The sequence below is a fragment of the Plantactinospora sp. B5E13 genome, assembly GCF_039871775.1.
In the GTDB taxonomy this organism is placed as follows: domain Bacteria; phylum Actinomycetota; class Actinomycetes; order Mycobacteriales; family Micromonosporaceae; genus Plantactinospora.
In genome coordinates this window covers 248,560-268,681 of record NZ_JBDPLT010000001.1, presented here as the reverse complement: position 1 = coordinate 268,681, position 20,122 = coordinate 248,560, and the positions used below count along the sequence as shown (strand labels likewise).

At 72.6% G+C, this 20,122-nt stretch carries 10 protein-coding genes; 6 read left to right on the top strand and 4 right to left on the bottom strand.

The features are described from left to right. Positions 1-84 precede the first annotated feature (84 nt). Complete coding sequence (locus ABGB05_RS01140; RefSeq protein ID WP_347651182.1) at positions 85-327, top strand: hypothetical protein; 243 nt, start codon at positions 85-87, stop codon at positions 325-327. A 224-nt stretch (positions 328-551) separates the two neighbouring features. Next, complete coding sequence (locus ABGB05_RS01135; protein WP_347651181.1) at positions 552-11,360, top strand: hypothetical protein; 10,809 nt, start codon at positions 552-554, stop codon at positions 11,358-11,360. A gap of 63 nt (positions 11,361-11,423) precedes the next feature. On the opposite strand, the gene ABGB05_RS01130 is transcribed toward ABGB05_RS01135, so the two are convergent. Then, positions 11,424-12,137 (bottom strand): SDR family oxidoreductase, encoded by a 714-nt coding sequence (locus tag ABGB05_RS01130; protein ID WP_347651180.1) that lies wholly within the window; start codon positions 12,135-12,137, stop codon positions 11,424-11,426. 237 nt (positions 12,138-12,374) lie between these two features. Here ABGB05_RS01130 and ABGB05_RS01125 point away from each other — a divergent pair, with 237 nt between their 5' ends. Continuing rightward, positions 12,375-12,998 carry a TetR/AcrR family transcriptional regulator gene (locus ABGB05_RS01125; RefSeq protein WP_347651179.1) on the top strand — a complete coding sequence of 208 codons (624 nt, stop codon included), beginning with the start codon at positions 12,375-12,377 and terminating at the stop codon, positions 12,996-12,998. A 177-nt stretch (positions 12,999-13,175) separates the two neighbouring features. Here ABGB05_RS01125 and ABGB05_RS01120 read toward each other — a convergent pair whose 3' ends face one another. Next, on the bottom strand, positions 13,176-14,120 hold the full coding sequence (locus ABGB05_RS01120) for a hypothetical protein (RefSeq protein ID WP_347651178.1): 945 nt from the start codon (positions 14,118-14,120) through the stop codon (positions 13,176-13,178). A gap of 110 nt (positions 14,121-14,230) precedes the next feature. Next, a complete protein-coding gene (locus tag ABGB05_RS01115) occupies positions 14,231-14,905 on the bottom strand; it encodes a hypothetical protein (RefSeq protein WP_347651177.1) in 675 nt (224 codons plus the stop codon). Between the two features lie 273 nt (positions 14,906-15,178). Between ABGB05_RS01115 and ABGB05_RS01110 the strand changes: the two genes are divergently transcribed. Beyond that, on the top strand, positions 15,179-15,733 hold the full coding sequence (locus tag ABGB05_RS01110) for an acyl-CoA thioesterase (protein WP_347651176.1): 555 nt from the start codon (positions 15,179-15,181) through the stop codon (positions 15,731-15,733). A gap of 171 nt (positions 15,734-15,904) precedes the next feature. Continuing rightward, positions 15,905-17,926 (top strand): acetoacetate--CoA ligase, encoded by a 2,022-nt coding sequence (locus ABGB05_RS01105; protein ID WP_347651175.1) that lies wholly within the window; start codon positions 15,905-15,907, stop codon positions 17,924-17,926. 35 nt (positions 17,927-17,961) lie between these two features. Here ABGB05_RS01105 and ABGB05_RS01100 read toward each other — a convergent pair whose 3' ends face one another. Continuing rightward, positions 17,962-18,654 carry a TIGR03089 family protein gene (locus ABGB05_RS01100; protein WP_347651174.1) on the bottom strand — a complete coding sequence of 231 codons (693 nt, stop codon included), beginning with the start codon at positions 18,652-18,654 and terminating at the stop codon, positions 17,962-17,964. Between the two features lie 229 nt (positions 18,655-18,883). Between ABGB05_RS01100 and ABGB05_RS01095 the strand changes: the two genes are divergently transcribed. Beyond that, positions 18,884-20,029 (top strand): glycosyltransferase family 1 protein, encoded by a 1,146-nt coding sequence (locus ABGB05_RS01095; RefSeq protein WP_347651173.1) that lies wholly within the window; start codon positions 18,884-18,886, stop codon positions 20,027-20,029. Positions 20,030-20,122 lie beyond the last annotated feature (93 nt).

Below are 20,122 nucleotides of genomic sequence, written 5' to 3'. Positions count from 1 at the left end.
CGCCACCTGGTGAAGAACGGGTACGCTGCGGGCACGTCACCGGGGCGAGGTGGGCTCACCCCGACCAGTCGCCCATCGCGGGCGATGTCACCGAGTAGGTCCGACGCGCTGATGATCGAGGACGGCGAGGGCGACGACGCTCTCTGCGCAGATTGTGGGCCGTACCTGATGGGTGCGCTCGCCCCGGACGCCGTGGTCGCCTTCGAGGGCCACCTCACCGGCTGTGTCGCCTGCCAGGACGAGTGCGAGGCGCTCGGTCCGCTGGTGAGCGCCCTGGGGCACGTCGCACCGGACGAGGTGGCCGCCGGCGGCGCCGCCGACAACTGAGTCGGCGCCACCTGGAGGTCGCCCGAGGCGTGGGCGCCAGCACGAATCCGCCTCGACAACCACGGCGGGCCGGACGGGTACGCCCCGACGCGCGCCCCTGAACAGGGTGAACGAGTTCTTCAGCGCCAGTTTTCCTCGGGTTAACCCGCCGAAAGGTGCCTGTTCCCTCGTTGCGGTGAGCTGTCCTCCTTGTCGCGGCCGGCCCGGCGGAGGTGGCGGTAGTCATGGCCATCGAGGTGTCCGACGATCTGGCCAGCTTCCTGCGGTGGCTCGCCGGCGAGGAGTTCCCCGGCACCAACGAGGACAAGCTGCGCAACCTGGGTGTGGTGCACCGGGAGACCGCGGACGGCATCGACGAGGTGTTGCCGATGCTGGTGAGCGCGGTCAACAGCATTCGGGAGGGCGTACAGGGGGACTCCGAGCGGGCGTTCGTCGACGCCATGCAGGAGTTCATCCGCGAGCCCGGTTACCTCAGCCTCGCCGGCAAGTACGTACGACGGTTGGGGGAGGGCCTCGAGGACACGGCCACCCAGGTCGAGTACACCAAACTCATGATCATCGCGACGTTGGTCGAGCTGATGGTCGAGATCGCGGTCGCGTTGGCCATCGCGTGGTTCTTTCCCAACGTGCTGGAGTTGCTCGCGGAGCGGCTGTTCGTCGCTCGGCTCGGCATCAAACTGTGGCTGGCCAAGCTGATCATGGCGGTGGTACTCGGCCAGGTCGTCGGCATCGGCATGCAGGTCCTGATGGACCTGATCGTGCAGGCCCTGCAGATCCAACAGGGACACCGCGACGGGATCGACACCAAGCTGACCGGCGACGCGGCTGCGGTCGGCTCCCTGGGCGGGGCGGTCAGCATGCTGCTCGGCCCCGCCGGGAACGGGATCGGAAACCTGGCCAAGGGCGCCCGCAACCTGTTCCGGGGCGCCGCCGACGAGGTGATCGACGTGGCCGGCGGCCTCGGGGGTACGGGTGTCGTCCGGAACACGGCGGACAACGGCACGGGTAACGTCGCCGGCGGTGCCGCCCGGAACGCTGGCGACGACGTCACGGACGTCGGCGGCGGGGGCATGTTCTACCGCGCCCCCGACAAGCCCACCCTGTCCGGGTTCACCAGCGACGTGGCGCACGAGGCCACCGCCGAGGTGATCACCGAGGGCACGTACGGACTGATGACCGAGGGCGAGTGGAACGTCGGCACCATCCCGGTGACCGCCGTTTCGGGCGGGCTCTCCGCCCTGGCCGAGAGCACAGGCACGGCGATCGGCTACACCCTGCGGCACCGCAACGACAGCGGGAACGGCGACGGGGAGGACGTGACCCGGTCCGACCCGGCGGACGGTTCCCCACCCTCGACGGCCGGCCAGCCACCGGCGGCGTCTCCCGGACAACCGTCGACTCCGGGTGAGCAGGACGTCTCGGGCGGGCCCGACGTCTCCGGCGGCGGTACGGGCAACTCGACGAACGGCCCCGCCTCGCCGGCCGGCGGCGGACCGACCCGAATCCCGAATCTGCCTTCCGGCGTCGGGTCCGGCTCCGGCGTCGGAGCCGGGGTCGACGTGGACCCCGACCGGTCGGACCAGCCGGCCGGGCCCGGGGACGCCGTCGTTCTCCCCTCGGATGTCCCCGGCACCCAGGGGAGCAGGAACCCGGTGACAGGCGGCTCACCGTCCGGACCGGGCCCGGGTCCCGAGCCGACGTCGCCGGTCCCGGAGGGGTCTGCGCCGTCCCAGGGATCTGCGCCGCTCACCGGGGCGCCGCCGCCGGCTTCCGGGTCGACCGCGCCAGGTTCCGGGTCGGCTCCGCCGGCTTCGGGGTCGACTCCCACGGCGGAGCGACCCGACGCGGCGGACCCGGGGCCCACGCCGTCGGTGATCTCCCCGTCGACGGTCCCGACTCCGGCTGGGACGGTGACGCCGCCGGACCCCGGTGCCGTGGCGGATGGCGTGTGGGTTGGTGCCACGCCCCCGCCGCCGGTCCCTGCCTCGGTCTCCGATGTCACGCCGTCCGAGCCGGTGCCGCCGCTGAACTCCGCTGTCACCTCGAACCTCGGCGGGCCGGGCCCCGCCGGCGTGACGTCGACCGCCGTTGGCACCGGTACGACCGCCGGCGTGACGTCGATGGCCGCTGCCGGTGGTGCCGGTACGACCGCCGTGGACCCGGCCGCCACACAGACGAGGATCGGCCGCTCGGACGTCGTACCCCGGGTGGGGTTGGCGGAGCCGACGCGCACCGACAGTCGGAGCGGGCCATCCGCACACGCCGCGTCGGACCTGCCGTCGGGGCCGGCGCCGGTACGGCGCACTCCGGAGCTCGGGGCCGGTGACCCGACCCCCGGCCGGAGGCCGGAGGCGGCGCGGTCGGACCAGGCTGCCCCGGCGGCGCGGCCCGACCAGCCGGACCCGGCGGCGCGGCCTGGTGCCGCGCCGACCGCCAGCCCCGCCGGTGCACCGGGCCGGGCGTCGGACCCGCCGGCGAATCGCGGCTGGACCGGCGGCTCCACCAGCGGACCGTCGATCCGTCAACGACGGATCGGCCACGGCGCCCGACTCCCGCTCAGCCGGGCGGCCCGGCGGGCGGCCCGGGCTTCGGCCGGCTGGTCCGGAGTACGCCCGACCGGCGGTACACCGTTACCGGGTGCCCGTCCGGTGCCGTCCGGTCCCGCCGAGAGCCGCCGGGGTGTCTGGCTGGACGGCGACGACGACACGGTGACGCCGTCCGCGACGTCGGTGCTGAAGTCGGGGGGCCGGTGGCGGGTCGACGGTGCCGAACTGCTGGTGCGGAGGATCCCCGGCGGTCGGCCCGGCCTGATGCTGCTCACGCCCGACCTGTCGGCACAGTTGCCGGAGACCGACGTGCTGCCGCCGGGCTCGGGTTTCCCGATCCTGGTACGTGGTGACGGCAACACCGCGAGCGTCGGCCGGTTCGTCACCGTGCCGGTCCGGACGCCGGAGGGCATCGTTCGCGAGGTGCAACTGGACGGGTCGCAGCTTGCCGACATCGTGCGGGACCTGGCACCGCCCGACGTGGATCTGACGCTCGTCGCCTGTGGCAGCGGCAGTCTGCCCGGCGGGCTCGCGCAGCGGCTCGCGGACGCGACCGGTCGGGACGTACTGGCGCCACCGGACCAGGTGGGCGTCGGGCTGCCGGACCACCCCGGGGAGGTCGTCTCGGCAAGTGGTCGGTCCTGGTTGCTGTTCGTGCCCGGGGGGCAGGGCGGCGAGGGTTTCGACGTCGTCAACGACGAGATCGACCCGGGCGGGGGAACAGCCCGGCACGGTGCACCGCTGCGGCGCCGCTTCGACGGGATCGGTTCGGTGCCGTCGAGCCCGGGTCCGTCGAGGGGGATGCCGTCGAAGCCGGGTCCGCAGAGCCCGGGTCCGGTCAGGTCGGGTCCGGCCAAGCAGATGCCGTCGGGCCCGGAGTCAGGCAGTCGGGTCGTTCCGGAGTCAGGAACGCGGGTCGTTCCGGAGCGGAAGCAGCCGGAAACCCGGACGCGCACCTCTCGGACGTCCGCCGCGCCGCCACCGCGTCAGCGCCAGGTCAGGTTCGCCGAGACGCCGGTGAGGGAGGGGGCGGGAACCGGTCCGGTCAAGCCGGGCCCGGCTCCGTCACGATCGGGCGGGCCGCCGTCGGGCCCACCACCGGACCCCGCCCAGGAGCTCGGCCTCTACCAGCAACATCCGGAGCTGGTGTACGAGGCGGACGGCGCCACCGACCCGGAACAGCTCGTCACCGACCTGCGAACCGTGGTGGAACAGGAGGTACGGGCCCGGACCCGCCCGAGGTTCGGACGCCTCGACCGGCGCAACCGGGAGCGGATCAACGTCGACACCTCCGCGATCGAGGCGGCGCTGCGCCAGGATCTCCAGTCCTTTTTCACCACCGGCGGTCGAACCTTCGACGTACGCGACGGGTTCGGCAGGTGGCACTCCGTCACCGTCGCCCCGACCAGGCTGGAACAGGGGCAGCGGCGACTGGACCAGAAGCCGGACAAGGCGAAGTACGACACCCGCAACGATGTCAACACCACGGTGCGGGACACCGAGACCGCCGGCGACAGCCTGATGGTCGGCGTCGGCGGGGCCGCCGCGGGCAGGTTCGGGCCGGGTGGCGGGGCCAGCATCGACATCGCCGTGGCCCAGGCCGCCGAGACGAGCGAGTCCAGCGTCAACCTCTTCGACTCGCACAACGTGCGCAGCGGTGGCGTCTCGCACCTGCTGCTCTCCCAGGTGCGGTTCACCGTCACGGCGCGCGGGATCGGCGCCGACCCGCCGGTGACGCCGCCGGCGTACGAACCGGCCCGCACCGGAGCGCCGCCGGTGACGTACCCGCCGCTGCGGAACCAGGTCACCGCCGAGATCGGGTTCCGGGTGTCCGACGACATCGCCACCGCGAGGCAGCGGCCCGGTGGGCACGTCAGGACGGGCGCGTTCGACAACGCGTTGGTGGCGGAGAACGCCAGCGTGGTACGTCTGCTCGACGCCTGGGAGGTGGTGGACGGCACGGCGACCCCGGTCCGGTCCTGGAACTCGTTGGTCGAGTCGATCATCGGCCGGTTCAGGCGTACCGGCACCGTCGACGCCGGTTCGCTCAGCCGGGAGCAGTTGCGCGGGCTGCTCAGCGAGCCGAGTCTGCTCGGGCAACTGCTGCCGAGTCTGGAGTCGACGGTGCACTCGCCGCTGGTGGTCAGCCCGTCCCGCCGGCAGGCGGTCATGCTGGGGATGAGTTCCGAGGTCACCGGCATGGAGGTGATCGCCGACGTCGCGAAGTCGTCGTTCCGGTGGCAGCCTGGCGTGAGCTGGAGCGGGCGTGAGCAGCACACCAGCAGCGTCGGTGGAGGCGGTAGCGTCGTACCGATCCGCTGGGGATGGGGGATGGCCTACGTACAGCTGCGGCTCAGCGCGCTGTTCCGGCGCAACGCCACGACCAGCGTCCGGCAGACCGCGACCTCCCGGACGGGCACCGAGTTCAAGGACGTGAAGAACGTCCTCAGCAAGGTGCGGTTCCGGGTGACCATCGATCCGACGGCCCGGGTGAACGCGTTCCAGCAGCCGTTCCGGTCGGCCGTCCGTCCGGTGGTCCTCGACCTGACGGTGCTGACCCGGATCCCCACCGACAAGGCCGAACAACTGCTGCGCGGGGCGCCGTCGACCACCGCCCCGACCACACCGTCGGCCACCGCGTCGACGTCGGCCGGTGGTGCCGGCACGGGCACGGTGGACAGCAGTCCCACGGCCCGGCCGGCCCCACCGTTCGCCCGGTCGGGCGGACACGCCATGCCGTACGGCATGAGCCAGTTCCAGTCACTGCACACCCAGACCCGGGACCTGGTCCGCCGGATCGGCGGCGGCTTCCTGCCCCGTAGCCGGGACGCCCACGTCCCCAGGCGGATGTTCTTCGTCAGCTCGGCCAGTGAGCGGCAGCGCAACCAGGCGGAACTCGACTACGCGCTCTCCCCGTCGGCGCTGCGGCAGAACTACTCCACGCTGCTGGGCGGCGGGGTGGCGGTCAAGCTGACCCGGCGGAGTCTGTTCCAGACCCGGCACGTCGTGATCCACGTGACCGCCGAACATCCGACCGCGCCCGGCTACGTCGGCCCGGAGAAGAACGTCGCGGTCCGCAACTACCAGGCCTCGGGTGGGCAGGACCGGACGGCGGCCGGCAGTGAACTGCGGGCCGCGGTGGCCGTCGAGGGCGGCTTCATCGACCGACATCCGGGACAGGCGTTGAACGTCAGCCTCAGCCCGGGCGGGGCGGTCGAGGTACAGGGCCGGTGGGCGCGGCAGGGCGGGGTGGACGTCAGCGGACAGCGCACCGCGCTGCACGGCGGTACGCCCGACTCGGAGCGGTTCCGTGGCGACCTCGAACTGACGGTCCGGGTGTACTCGTACAAGGTGGGACTGGGCCGGGCGGTCGGCTCGTGGTTCTTCGGCGTCGGCCGGCGGATCACCGCGATCCGGCCGGTCCCCGGCGGCGGGTTCAGCCGGCGGACCGTGGAGGTGGCGCACAAACGGATCCCCCGGTACCGGATCAGCCAGCGACGGTCGGTGGACGTCCTCTACGCCGGGAGCGCCGTCCCGGACACCGTCGTCGACCGACCGGTGCAGGCGCGGGACCACGAGGTGCGGGCACTGGCCCGGCGGACGGCCACCGACCTGAGCACCGTACGGGACTTCGTCGACCGCCCGCCGAGCGGCCGGACCGGCCCCGAGCGGGCTGTCGAGGCGTGGGACTACGTCGAGTCGATGCCGGGGGCGAAGCTGGTGCTCGACCTGGCCCGGCGCGCGGTGCGGGACACCCAGCGGTACACCGAGCCGGCGCCCCGGCCACGGTTCGGCACACCGGCGGACGGTCCGCAGGGCACCGTGCAGCGGGCGTCCGAGCGTCGGCTCGGTGGGGTACGCGGTGACGCGGGTCTGGTCGAGGGCATGCCGGTCTGGGCGGACCTCACCGAGGGCCTCTCCGTCAACCGTCAGCAGGCGAACCTGGCCGCGATGACCGAGCAGCGCTGGGAACTCGAACCGATCACCACCGAGGCCGGCGGCGGCCGGCTCGACGTGGCGCTCGCCGGGCGGCTGGTCAACCCGCGGCTGGTGCCGAACCAGTCCGAGATCACCACCGAACACGCCCCCAGCGGGGGCGTCCAGGTCTGGCACAGCCGGACCAGGGTGCGGCAGATCATGGCCCGGGCGCAGTTCAGCCTCACCCTGCGCAAGCCCACCGAACGGACGGACCCGTCCGGTGGCAGCGGCACCGGCACGGTCGGGTACCAGTGGATGCCGTACCAGCGGTTGACCCGGACACGTACCAAGGTCGGCGGCAGCATCGAACGCAACGTCAACAACCGTAAGGGCAGGAAGCGGACGTACCTGGTGGTGGCCGACCTCCGGGCGACGGCGGTCGCCGAGGTGACCAATCCGGCCGAGTTGCCGAAGTCGCTGGTGCCGGCGCCGTTCCAGCCGGCGGGTTGGGAACACCACAAGACGACCCGGCACAGTGCGGTGATCACGAACGCGGTCTACCTGCGGCTCACCGAGGAGCAGGCGATCAGGGCGGGACTGCTAAACTCGGCGTCGGTACGCCGGGACAACCCGATCGCGCCGGAGGTACGGCAGACCGGGCTGAGCCTGCCCGACGACCGGTCACCCGGACTGGGCCTGCAGACCCTCCACCACGTGCCGACGCTGTTCGACTCCGTGGTCGAGGCGTTGCGGGACACGGCGCGAGGGGCCGGCCCGGAGCCGTGGTCGCGGCGGATCATGCGGGCGTTGTCCGGCGACCACCGTACCGATCCGGCGGAGGAGCGCCGCCGGATCGCGGGACTGCTGCTGGACTCGCTGACCGGCAACGGGCTCGACGATCCGATGCTGAACCGTCGCCGCGCGGCCGGGGCGTTGTCGTCCGACGGCCTGCAGCGCAGACTGGGTTCCCTCTTCGACGGTGGCGTGTCGCTGATGCACATCCTGCCGAAGACCTTCCGGCAACTGCAGTACGACGTCCGGATCGAGGCGACGCTCGACCCCGACCGGGACGTACGCTTCGAGCGTTTTGTCGCCGACCACAACGACATCGACCTGCGGACCACGGGCGTGATCGGGGAGACGCGGTTGGACCGGCGCTCCCGGGGCGACGGCCTCTTCGCCGGCGCGGCCGGCGCCGGCGTGATCAACGAGAACGGCCAGCAGGCGGCGATCGGCCCCGGCTACCAGTACAGCCTGGTGAACGTCACCTCGAACACCACGACCTCCGAGTCGGAGCAACGGACCTCCGGCATCAGCTCCGGTCGTGGGGTCAAGGCCAGACTGGCCCTCACCCCACGGTTCCAACTGCGGATCTACCACCGGGGCGAGCCGGTGCCGGGCGGCGTGATCCCGGTCCGGACCCCGGAAGCCATCAGGGTCGACCGGTGGGCCGCCGGCCTGCGTGCCCGGAGGACACCAGCCGACCCGAACTGGCCCGGCCGGCCGGTGCCGTACCACCCGACGGCCGGGCCCGGGCCGGAGCCGGGCTGGCAGAGCCACCACAGGCTCCTGCTGCCGCCACGGTTCGTACCCGAGGATCTCTCCGGGGCGGTCGAGATCCAGCGGACCACCGAGGGGGCCCTGGCGGACGCCGCCCGACGGCTCCGGCAACCGGGGTACGTCGGCGCGCACCAGGTGCACGAGAGCCTGAGCCCGGAGCTGCTGTTGCCGAACGCCGGTGCCGCACTCTCCGCGGACGGGCTCGTGCTGCCCCCGGTGCCGAGTGCCCAACTGCTGTTCCAACAAGCGATGATCAGGGTTGGCCTGGTGCCGGTCGCCGCGCGGCTGGCCGACGTCGACTCGTCGGTCTACCGCGAGCACGTGACCCAGCACACCGACGAGGTCGGTAGCGGGTCCAACCTGGTCAGCCAGTCGCAGCACGCGCCGCGGCTGGTGCTGGGCCGGGGCTACATGGGCGACGCGTACCAGCCGCTGGAGACCGGCAACAGCGGTGCCGTCGGCGGTGACACCGTGGAACTCTCCGTCGGCGGCGGCAATTCCGCGACCGCCTTCGGCAACGTCAAGCCGGAGAGCCGGTCGGTCGCCATCGAGTACGAATGTCAGCCCGTGGTGGACGTGACGCTGCCACAACTGGTCGGGGGCGAGCGGCAGGTGTCCTCCACCGCCCGGCAGAACGTCCGGGTCGTGCTGCGCATGTCGGCGGAGCATGCCCGCCGGGTGCTGGGCCTGGACGGTTACGGTGCGCCCGACGACGCGAACGACCGCTTCGCGGAGATCCTCCGGCACGAGAGCGAACTGGCCAGGGCCGAGAGCGATTTTGTCAAGGAGGGCGAGGCGGAGGACGCCGCCCGGTACGCCATCGTCGCCACCGAGGCGAGCGGCTCGTCGGTCGACGCCGGAACCCGACTCCGGTGGCAGCAGGCGGTCGAACGGCGTAAGGCGGCCGAGCGGCGCTGGTGGGAGTTGGCCCAGCAGCACTACCGGGGGCTCGACGAGTTCAACGCACACCACGTGGCCGTCGCCGACCGGGTGGCGCCGCCGTCCATCCCGGTGCTCTCCAGCATTCCCGAGAACCCCGACATGGACGACCTGGAGTACGCGGACGACCTGGAGTACGCGGACGACCCGGGCGATCCGGCCCCGGCGGTGCGCAGCGGGCCGTCGGCCCCGGCCCGGACGCCACCGGCCCGGACGCCAACGGCCCGGACGCCGCACCCCGCACTCGTCGCGGAGACGCTGTCGTCGCGCCCCGCCGAAGGGCAGTTGCGGATCCGGCGATACGCCGACGCGTTCGCCCGGTCGGCGACCGACACCCTGCCGGTCGACCTCACCTCGTACCTCGGACGACGGGACCAGGCTGCCGCGGTGCTGATCGACGAGGGGCCCGCCGAGTCGGTCCCGACCCGTCCGTCGCCCGTGGTCGTTCCGCCGGAGGTGCCGCAGCCGGCCACCGACTCCCGGCCGGCGGTCGAGTCGACCGGGCCGGCGCCGTGGGACGTGCCGCCGGGCACCGATCTGGACCACGAGTACGGTCCGCTCGCCGGGCCGAAGAAAGTGAAGCCGGCAGAGCAGGACGCCGACGGTCGGCTGCGGTTGAACCCGTTGTGGTACCGGATCGGTGACTTCCGGCCGCAGTTGCTGGAGCGCAAGGACGCGCGATGGCACTACTCGGTCGACGCCGACGGCGAGATCCGGATCGGCTCCGAAGAGATCCTGACGGTGGTGGAGGACGCGGAGTGGGACAAACTCTTCGACTCGATGCGGGCGGCGGCGGCGCGTAACGGTGAACCGTTCACGCTGACGCTGGCGGAGCTGAAGGAGTCCCTCAACGGCCAGGGGCATCCGACGATCGCGGCGGGGTTCGGCCGCGGCGGCACGACCGAGGTGCTGTCGGGGCGGGTGAGCGGCGAGTTCGGATGGAATCCGGAGACCAGCCGGTGGGAGGTGAACGACAAGTCGGGCCGGTACATGAGTGACAAGGTCCGGCCGGACCTGAACCCGGCGGACCTGTCCCGGTGGGTCGGCAACGTGGCGGAGCGGCTGAGCGCCCGACTTGGGGTCGAGGTGGACCCCGTACTGCTGAAACACGCCGACCTGCCGAAGCCGCCGCCGGTCCCGCCCGGCAGGCGAGCCGCCGGGCTGCCGGGCGAGTCGGCCGAGCCGGCGCCGTGGGACGTGCCGCCGGGCACCGATCTGGACCACGAGTACGGTCCGCTCGCCGGGCCGAAGAAGGTGAAGCCGGCAGAGCAGGACGCCGACGGTCGGGTGCGGTTGAACCCGTTGTGGTACCGGATCGGTGACTTCCGGCCGCAGTTGCTGGAGCGCAAGGACGCCTTGTGGCACTACTCGGTCGACGCCGCCGGTGAGATCCGGATCGGGTCGGAGAAGATCCGTACGGTGGTGGAGGACGCGGAGTGGCAGCAACTCTTCGACTCGATGCGGGCGGCGGCGGCGCGTAACGGCGAGCCGTTCACGCTGACGCTGGAGGAGCTGAAGGAGTCGCTCAACAGCAAGGGACACCCGACGATCGCGGCGGATTTTGCCGGCGAGGGCGGGACGGAGGTGTCGTCGGCCCGGGTGAGCGGCGAGATCGCGTGGAACCCCAGCACCGAGCGGTGGGAGCTGAACGACAAGTCGGGCCGGTACATGAGCGGTAAGGTCCGGCCGGACCTGAACCCCGAGGACAACATCCGCTGGGTCAACAACGTGGCCCGGCGGCTGAGCGCCCGGTTCGGTGTGGAGGTCGTTCCCGGCCTGCTCAAGTACGCCGGGCCGGCACCGATGCCCGCGACACCGTTGCCCCCGCAGGTGCCGCCGGCGCAGCCGCCCGGACAGCCGATGACCGGGCTGCAGGCCCGGAACAACCTGTTCCTGACCGCCGACGCGATCGTCCGTCCGTACCAGGGTGTGCTCGGTGCGGGTGACCCGCGGTTCCAGCAGCTCCTGAACATCGCGATCCGAGCCCTGTCCGCCGGAACGGAGCCGACGGTGGTGGCCCGGCAGGTACGCGACGTCGCGCGGAATCTGGGGATCGAGCCGCCGACCTAGTTGTTGCCGGCGGTGCGTGGGTCGAGGATCCGGCGGTCCAACGCCCTCGACCCACGCCGCCGCTCAGGCGTCGCCGGCCAGCTGCGGATAGAGCACGGCGATGTCCTGGGCCAGCGCGCTCTTCACGGTCCGGGAGAAGTCGTCGGCGAGCACCTCGTGCTGGCCGGCCTCGACACCGTCGATGGCCAGTCGGGCCACGTCGGCGGGGTTGGACCGGGGCACGTCCGCCGGGGCCCACTGGTCCGCCATGTCGGTGTCGACCCAGCCGACGTGCAGGCCGGTGACGCCCACCCCCTGCGGGTGCAGTTCCTGGCGCAGCACGTTGGTCATCGCCCACATCGCCGCCTTCGACGGGGCGTAGGCGCCGAGGGCCGCGTACCAGGAGAGCACCGAGTGGATGTTGAGCAGGTGGCCGCGATTGGCGATCAGGCGGGGGGCGAGCGCCCGGGTCACCTGGAGTGGTCCGTAGAAGTTGATCTCGATTTCCCGGCGGACCTCGGCGAGGTCGCCGTTGAGCAGGTCCGCGTTGAGGGTGACGCCGGCGTTGTTGACCAGGAGGTTGACGTCCGTGGCGTCGGCGGTGGCGGCGGCCACCGAGGCGGGGTCGGTGACCTCGAGTCGTACCGGGACGACCCGGGGGTCGGAGATGATCGTCTTCGGGTCACGTGCGGTGGCGTACACCTTGGCCGCGCCCCGGGCGAGCACCTCGGTGACCAGGGCCCGACCGATGCCGCGGCTGCCTCCGGTGACGAATACGACGGAGTCCTGAATCTTCATGCCATTCCCTTGCTGCCTGGAGGGCGTGGAGGATGTGACGTTCGGGCTGGTTGTCCGATCGATGCCTTGTCGAGATCGCGGATGACGTCTGTAATCTAACCCTGGTCGCCGGGGTTGGGCGCCAGTTAGAGGCTGAGTGTAATCTAAATCTCGGCCATCGGGTTACCGGGGCGGACGGCGATGGAGAAACCCGGGGACAGCGGTCGCCGGGTGACCGGAGGCGGAGGGAGAATCGAGATGGGCAGGGCGTCACGGGCCGACGCGGCGAAGCACCGTGCCGAGGTGGTAATCGCCACGTCGAAGCTGCTCCGCGAGCGCGGCGCCACGGCGATGACCGTGCAGGAACTCATGGCGGCCGCCGGACTCACCCACGGCGGCTTCTACAAGCACTTCGGCTCAAAGGAGGAACTCGTCGGCATCGCCGCCACCGCGGCGTTCGACGAGATCATGGCACTGCTGGTGGAACTGGCCGAAGAGGCGGACGACCCGTCGACGGCCCAGGCCGACCTGGCGCGGCGCTATCTCTCCACCGAGCACCGGGACTCACCGGGCATCGGCTGCGCCAACACCGCACTCGCCACCGACGCCGCCCGGTCGCCGGCGGACAGCCCACTGCGGACCTCGTACGCGGCCGGGCTCCAGACCACCCTCGAGCGGCTCACGACGTACCAGGAGACATCGGGCCGTACGCCGGAGCAGGCCCGCCGCCGGGCGATCGTCGACTTCGCGACCATGGTCGGCGCGCTGACCCTCGCCCGGGCGACCAGCCAGACGCCGCTCTCCGAGGAGATCCTCGAGGTCGTCCGGGAGGCCATCACCGAGACACCGCCTGACGCCGCTGTCCCCACGTCGACGGCCTGACGATGCCGGCCTGACGATGCCGGCCTGACCATGACGGCCCGGACACCGTGCTGCGGTGTCCGGGCCCTCATCGTCCTGGCGGTACGGCCAGCCGGTCGGTCGGTGCCACGGTGCGTCGACTGTGGCGCTGGTGTCGCCCCGAACCGCCCCGATGTCGCGGCAGGTACGGGTGGAGGCTCAGAACGGTCGGGTGTCGCCGAGTTTGCGGGTCGGCCCCTCCGTACCGTCGTCGTCCGAACGGCCGCCGAACTGGGTGGTCTCGTCCGCGGGCGAGCGGGGCGGTGCCGGCGGCGCGAAACCCGGGGAACTCACCGGAGGCGCCGAGGTCGGCGGGCGTGGCCCGGGCGGGGCGAAGGACGGCGGCATGGGCGTCGGTACCGGCGGTGCCGAGCCGGGCGCGCCGGACACCGGCTGGCCGGGTACCGAACCCGGAGCCGGGGGACCGGCCTGACCGTGGTACGGGGTGGCCGCCGGCGGGTTCGGCGCGGCCGGACCGTAGTTGGCGGGGAAGTTCGGCGGGGCCGCCGGACTGTGGCTCGGCGGCGCCGACGGGCCGAAGTTCGGCGGATAACCGGCGGGAGCGCCGGGCGGGTACTGGCCGGCCGGCGGCTGGCCCCCCGGCGGGAACTGGCCGGCGGGTGGCTGCTGACCGGCCGGGCCGGGCGGGAACGTCGGCTGGCCGGGCTGACCGGGCACCCCGGGGTAGCCGGCGGCGGGAGCCGACCGGGCGCGACCCCGCCAGCGGTCCGGACTCACCGCCGTGGCGAGCAGCGGGATGGCGACCAGCATGGAAATCGTGCCGACCGGTACGTTCATCAGCCCCGCCGGGCCGACGAGATCGTCCGGGATGACCTTCGCGAGCGATTCGATGTGGACCAGTGCCCAGAAGCTGACCAGCAGGTAGAAGCCGCCGGCGATGATCGGGCCGATCGGTGAGATCCGGGGCACCAGCATCGCGGCCAGGATGATGCCGACGCCGAGCAGGCACAGGAAGCCCAGGAACCGGTCTCCGGCACTCTCCTCGAGCAGTCCGCCGTTGAGCTTCCACGATCCGAAGGCGCTCAGCATCCATATCAGTGGCACGCTGATCAGCCCCAGGAGCAGCGATCCAAGGTGTCGCACGTCCACAACCTCCTCAGTCGGTCGCCTGATCGCACCCTAGTCCGACGCGGCAACCCCGGCGTCGCCGTACCGGATGGGCGGGCCGACGGAACGGCCCGCCCGGAGGCCCCTCAGCTTGCCGTATTCCGGTCCGTCGCGTCGTCCCGTTTGGCGCTCGCCCGGGGCGGCGCCGACCACGGCGAGCCGGACCCGCCGGCCTCCCGGCGCGGCAGCGGCGGCAGCGGCTCGGTGTCCGCCTCCGGGTATCCCAGCGTCGGCGGCCTGGTGTCGTGTTCGACCGGACTGGTCAGCACGGACCAGTCGGTCAGCGTCGGCTCCTCCGCGGCGGGCGTGGGGGCGGGCGGAGCGGCGACGACCGGGCGTGGCCAGCGCCGCCACCGCTGGACGCTGAAGGTCGCCATCAGCAGCAGGGCTCCGATCAGGAACATCGTGCCGTTGTCCAGGAGTTGGACCAGCGGGATCGGGTCGCCGAACACCTCCCAGTTCGTCGGCACCGCGTCCCGCACGGTGAACGGGTCGATGAACAGCCCGACGTACGGGGCGACGAGCAGCAGCCCCGCGACGAGCGGACCGAGTGGGGAGACCCGCAGCGTGCCGAGGAGTCCGAGCAGGACGCCCGCGACCGCGAGGTACACGGCTCCTTGGATCAGGTTGGCCGTGTTGTACGTGCCGAGTTCCACCCAACGGGTGACGGTGCGGGCCGACCCGTCCTGACCCAGTGCGATCAGAACCCAGCTGAGCGGTGCCGCCACCACTCCGGCGAGGAAGCTCCAGAGATGTCGCATCCGCGCACCGTACCGCTTCCGCCGGAATCGGTCAGCCGGCGGCGCGGAGGCCCGCACCGATCTTGCGGCCAGTCACCGTCATGGATCGCTCGGTGACCACCGGGGTGGGCGCCGCGACGGTCCGGGCCGGGCATCGGGCCGGAGCATGCGGCAGCTCAGGGTCTTCCTCCGGACACCGCGCCCGGGGTGGGTGACCGGAGGCCTGCCGGAGACCGGGTAACCGACGTCACGCGACGGGGCGGAGCCGGCGGACAGACCCGTACCGTTGCCGACATGACCGAAACCTCCGCCCCGTCGACCCCGGTCCCGCCGCCGGCGGGCAAGCCCACCTCGTACTCCCGGGTGACGCTGAGCCGGATCATGACCGCGGTCGACGTCAACCTCTACGGCACGGTGCACGGCGGCGTCCTGATGAAGTTCGTCGACGACGTGGCCGGGGCGGCGGCGGCCCGACACTTCGGCGGTACGGCGGTGACCGCCGCGATCGACGAGATCGTCTTCGCCGAGCCGGTCCGGGTGGGTGACCTGGTGCACGCGCACGCCCAGGTCAACTGGACCGGCCACACCTCGATGGAGGTCGGGGTACGGGTCGTCGCCGAGCGCTGGGACAGTGCCGAGGAGGCGCCGATCGAGGTGGCCACGGCGTACCTGGTCTTCGTCGGGGTGGACGCGGCCGGTAGTCCGCTTCCGGTCCGTCCGGTGCTGCCGGAGAGCACGGAGGACAAGCGGCGGTTCCGCGAGGCGGAGATCCGCCGGGAACACCGGTTGGCCCGTCGCCGGGCGATCCAGGCCCACCGGGGTGACGACGGTTTCCCCGCCGCCGGCTGACGCCAGTCGGACACCCCGGAGGGTGTCGGGCCCACATGATCCGGGGCGGGTCCGTGTGGGCTGGGCACGCGTCCTCCACCGCCCTCCGGATCGCAGAATTGCGGGTCGGGTACGGCAGGATGGCGATCGGGCCCAGCACACCGGCGTGCTGGCCGAGGGAGGAGCTTCGGCATGGATGGTGAGGTGCTCTGGACGCCGCCGGCCGACGTGCGCGACCGGTCCCGGATCGGCGCCTACCTGCGCTGGTTGCGTACGCATCGGGGGCTCGAGTTCGCCGACTACGCCGACCTGTGGTTGTGGTCGGTCACCGATCTTGACGCGTTCTGGCGTTCGATCTGGGACTTCTTCGAGGTCCGGGCGTACGCGGAGCCGACCGCCACGCTGGCCGGGGCCCGGATGCCCGGGGCCCGCTGGTTCCCCGGGGCGACGCTGAACTACGCCGAGCACGTGCTGCGGATGCCCGGCGTCGGCGACGACGAGCCGATGGTGATCGCGCACAGCCAGACCCGGGCGCCGGTCACCCTTACCGCCGCCGAGCTGCGCGAGCAGGTACGTCGGGTCCGGGCCGGACTGGTCCGGCTCGGGGTCGGCTCCGGTGACCGGGTGGCGGCGTACGCCCCGAACATCCCGGAGACCCTGGTGCTGATGCTGGCCACCGCCAGCCTCGGCGCGATCTTCTCCTCCTGCGCGCCCGAGTTCGGCACCCGCAGCGTGCTGGACCGCTGGCGGCAGATCGAGCCGACCGTGCTGGTCGCCGTCGACGGCTACCGGTACGGCGACAAGCCGATCGACCGCCGCGCCGAGGTGGCCCAACTCCGGGCGGAGTTGCCGTCCGTTCTGCACACGGTGGTGCTGCCGTACCTGGATCCGGAGGCCGCGCCGCCGGCGGGCACGCTGAGTTGGGCGGAGCTGACGGCGGAGACGGACCAGCCGCTGGAGTTCGCGGCGGTGCCGTTCGACCACCCGCTCTACGTGCTCTACTCCTCGGGCACCACCGGCTTGCCGAAGCCGATCGTGCACGGGCACGGCGGCATCCTGCTCGAGCATCTGAAGGTGCTCGCCCTGCACCACGACCTCGGTCCCGGCGACCGGTTCCTGTGGTTCACCACCACCGGCTGGATGATGTGGAACTACCTGGTCTCCGGGCCGGCGGTCGGGGCGGCGATCGTGCTCTTCGACGGCAACCCGGCGGTCCGGGCCGAGCCGGGCCGGCCGGCCGAGCCGGATCTCGGCACGCTGTGGCGGCTCGCGGCGGAGACCGGCACCACCTACTTCGGCACCTCGGCGCCGTTCCTGCTGGCCTGCCGTAAGGCCGGGCTGCGTCCGGCGGAACTGGCCGACCTCTCCGCGCTGCGCGGGGTCGCGTCGACCGGCGCGCCGTTGCCGGCCGAGGGCTTCCGTTGGGTGTACGACGAGGTCGGCACCGATCTGCAACTGCACTCGCTCTCCGGCGGCACCGACGTCTGCACCGGTTTTGTCGGCGGCGTGCCGCTGCTGCCGGTACGGGCCGGCGAGATCGCCTGCCGTTGCCTGGGGGCCAGGGTGGAGGCCCGGTCGGCGGACGGCACCCCGGTGCTGGACCAGCTCGGCGAGCTGGTGATCACCGCGCCGATGCCGAGCATGCCGGTCGGCTTCTGGAACGACCCGGACGGGCGTCGGTACCGGGAGGCGTACTTCGACGTCTATCCGGGAGTGTGGCGGCACGGGGACTGGATCACGGTCAGCGGTCGGGGCAGCTGTGTGATCACCGGCCGCTCGGACGCCACCCTGAACCGGGGCGGGGTACGGCTGGGCACCGCCGAGTTCTACTCGGTCGTCGAGGGGCTGCCGGAGGTGACCGACTCGCTGGTGGTGCATCTGGAGGACGCCGAGGGCGGCGCCGGTGAGCTGCTGCTCTTCGTGGTGCTCGGGGATGGACTGGAGCTGGACGGGACGCTGCGCGGCCGGATCGTCCGCGAGCTGCGTACCGCGCTGTCGCCCCGGCACATCCCGGACGAGATCCACCAGGTGGGCGCGGTGCCCCGGACGCTGTCGGCGAAGAAGCTGGAGGTGCCGGTGAAGAAGATCCTCACCGGTGCGCCGGTGGACTCCGCCGCCGCGACCGGAGCGCTGGCCAACCCGGAGTCGTTGGTCGCGTTCGAGCGCCTGGCCCGGCAGCGGTACGCCGCCGGCGGGGCGCCGGTCGCCGGGTAGCGGCCCGGGCGGCGGTCCCACGCCGCCGTTCCCGGTCAGGTCAGCGCGACGGTGACCTTCTCCGCCCTGATCCGGTCGGGTAGCCGGGCCGGGTCGAGGTGGCCGCAGAGCACCACACTGGCCCCGGCGACCAGCGGGGCGAGCAGCCAGTCGACCGGGTCGGGGTGGCGGGCCGCGTCGACCAGCACCCGGGCGCCCGCGTCGAGGCCCAGCTCCGTCGCGCGCCGGGCCGCCCGCCCGGCCAGTTCCGCGTCCTGCGGCCCGCCGTCCGGGTACGGCGTGAAGTGGTCGCCGTGTCCGCGTACCTCGATCACGTAGTCGAGGTACCCGGGCGGCACCTGACGCAGCGGGGCGGCGAGCGGAGCGAGCGCCAGGGCGTACCGGTCACCGGCCGACCAGTCCGCCGCGTCGGCGAGCCGGTCGGCGGCGGCGAAGAGCACGTCGACCGGCCGGGCCGGCCCGCTGTGCACCTCGGCCCCGGCCGACCAGGCGCCGAGCAGTACGGCGGCGGTCTGCCAGTGCGGCGGGAGCAGGACGCCGACCGGGTCACCGGGGCCGAGGCCACCCGCGTCGACGAGCAGGTTGGCGGTCTTGGCGACCCAGTTGGCCAGCGTCGCGCCGGAGAGTTCGGTGCGGTCGCCGGTGCTGTCGTCGTACCAGGTGAGTAGCGGCCGGGTCGGGTCGGCGCCGACCGCGGCGGCGAGGATGCGGGTCAGGTTGTCGGCCATCGTCCGCGACGATACCCACCCGGCCGGCGCGGGGTGCCGGACCCGTCGGGGGAGGACCTTCGGTCACCGGCGATTCCACCCTCGGTCATCGAAGATCACAGTCACCGGAAAGACAGTTGCCCGACGGGTCGCCGTCGTCGCGTCCGGGCCCGTGCGGCGTAGGCTTGGCGTGAGTGTTCTTCCCCACAGATGTTCCGTTTCCCGCACCTGTCAGTCGAGGAGTCGCCACGTGACCGCCGGTCGTCCGCCCCGCGTGCTCATTGACGCCACTAGCGTCCCCGCCGACCGGGGTGGCGTTGGTAGATACGTTGACGGCCTGCTCGGCGCCCTGGCCGGGGCCGCCGGGTCCGGCCAGGACCTGGCCGTCGTCGCGCTCCGTACCGATGTCGAGCGGTACTCGCGGATGTTGCCGGCTGCCGAGGTGCTCGCCGCACCGGCGGCGGTGGCGCACCGGCCGGCCCGGCTCGCCTGGGAGCAGACCGGGCTGCCGCTGCTCGCCCAGCAGGTCGGCGCGCAGGTGCTGCACTCGCCGTTCTACACCTGCCCGCTGCGCGCGGGTTGTCCGGTGACGGTGACCGTGCACGACGCGACCTTCTTCACCGAGCCGGAGCACTACGACAAGTCGCGGCGGACCTTCTTCCGCAGCGCGATCAAGACGTCGCTGCGGCGCGCCGACCGGGTGATCGTGCCGAGCAAGGCGACCCGGGACGAGTTGATCCGGCTGCTCGACGCCGACCCGACCCGGATCGACGTGGCCTACCACGGGGTCGACCCGGCGGCCTTCCACGCCCCGACCGACGAGGAGAAGGCCCGGGTCCGGGCCCGGCTCGGGCTGGGCGGGCACAGCTACGTCGCGTTCCTCGGGTCGAAGGAGCCGCGCAAGAACGTGCCGAACCTGATCCGGGGCTGGGTGCTGGCGGTGAAGGACCGCGAGGACCCGCCGGTCCTGGTGCTCGCCGGTGGTCAGGGGCACGACGACGAGATCGACCGGGCGGTCGCGGACGTCCCGGCCCACCTGCGGCTGCTGCGCCCCGGCTACCTGCGCTACGCCGACCTGCCCGGCTTCCTCGGCGGTGCGCTGGTCGCCGCCTATCCGTCGTACGGCGAGGGCTTCGGGTTGCCGATCCTGGAGGCGATGGCCTGCGCGGCGCCGGTGCTGACCACGCCCCGGCTGTCACTGCCCGAGGTGGGTGGTGACGCGGTCGCGTACACCAGCGAGGACCCGGCGCAGATCGCCGCGGATCTCGGGGCGCTGCTGGACGACGAGGCGCGTCGGCTCGCGCTCGCCAAGGCCGGCTTCGACCGGGCCAAGGAGTTCACCTGGGAGTCCAGCGCCGAGGTGCACCTGGCGGCGTGGAGCCGGGCCCGGGCCTGACCCGGGCGGAGGGTCCGGTGGGGCGGCGGTCGGGTTTACCGGCCACCGACCCGACGGCCAACTACGCTTAGTGACATATTGATTGCTTGTGGC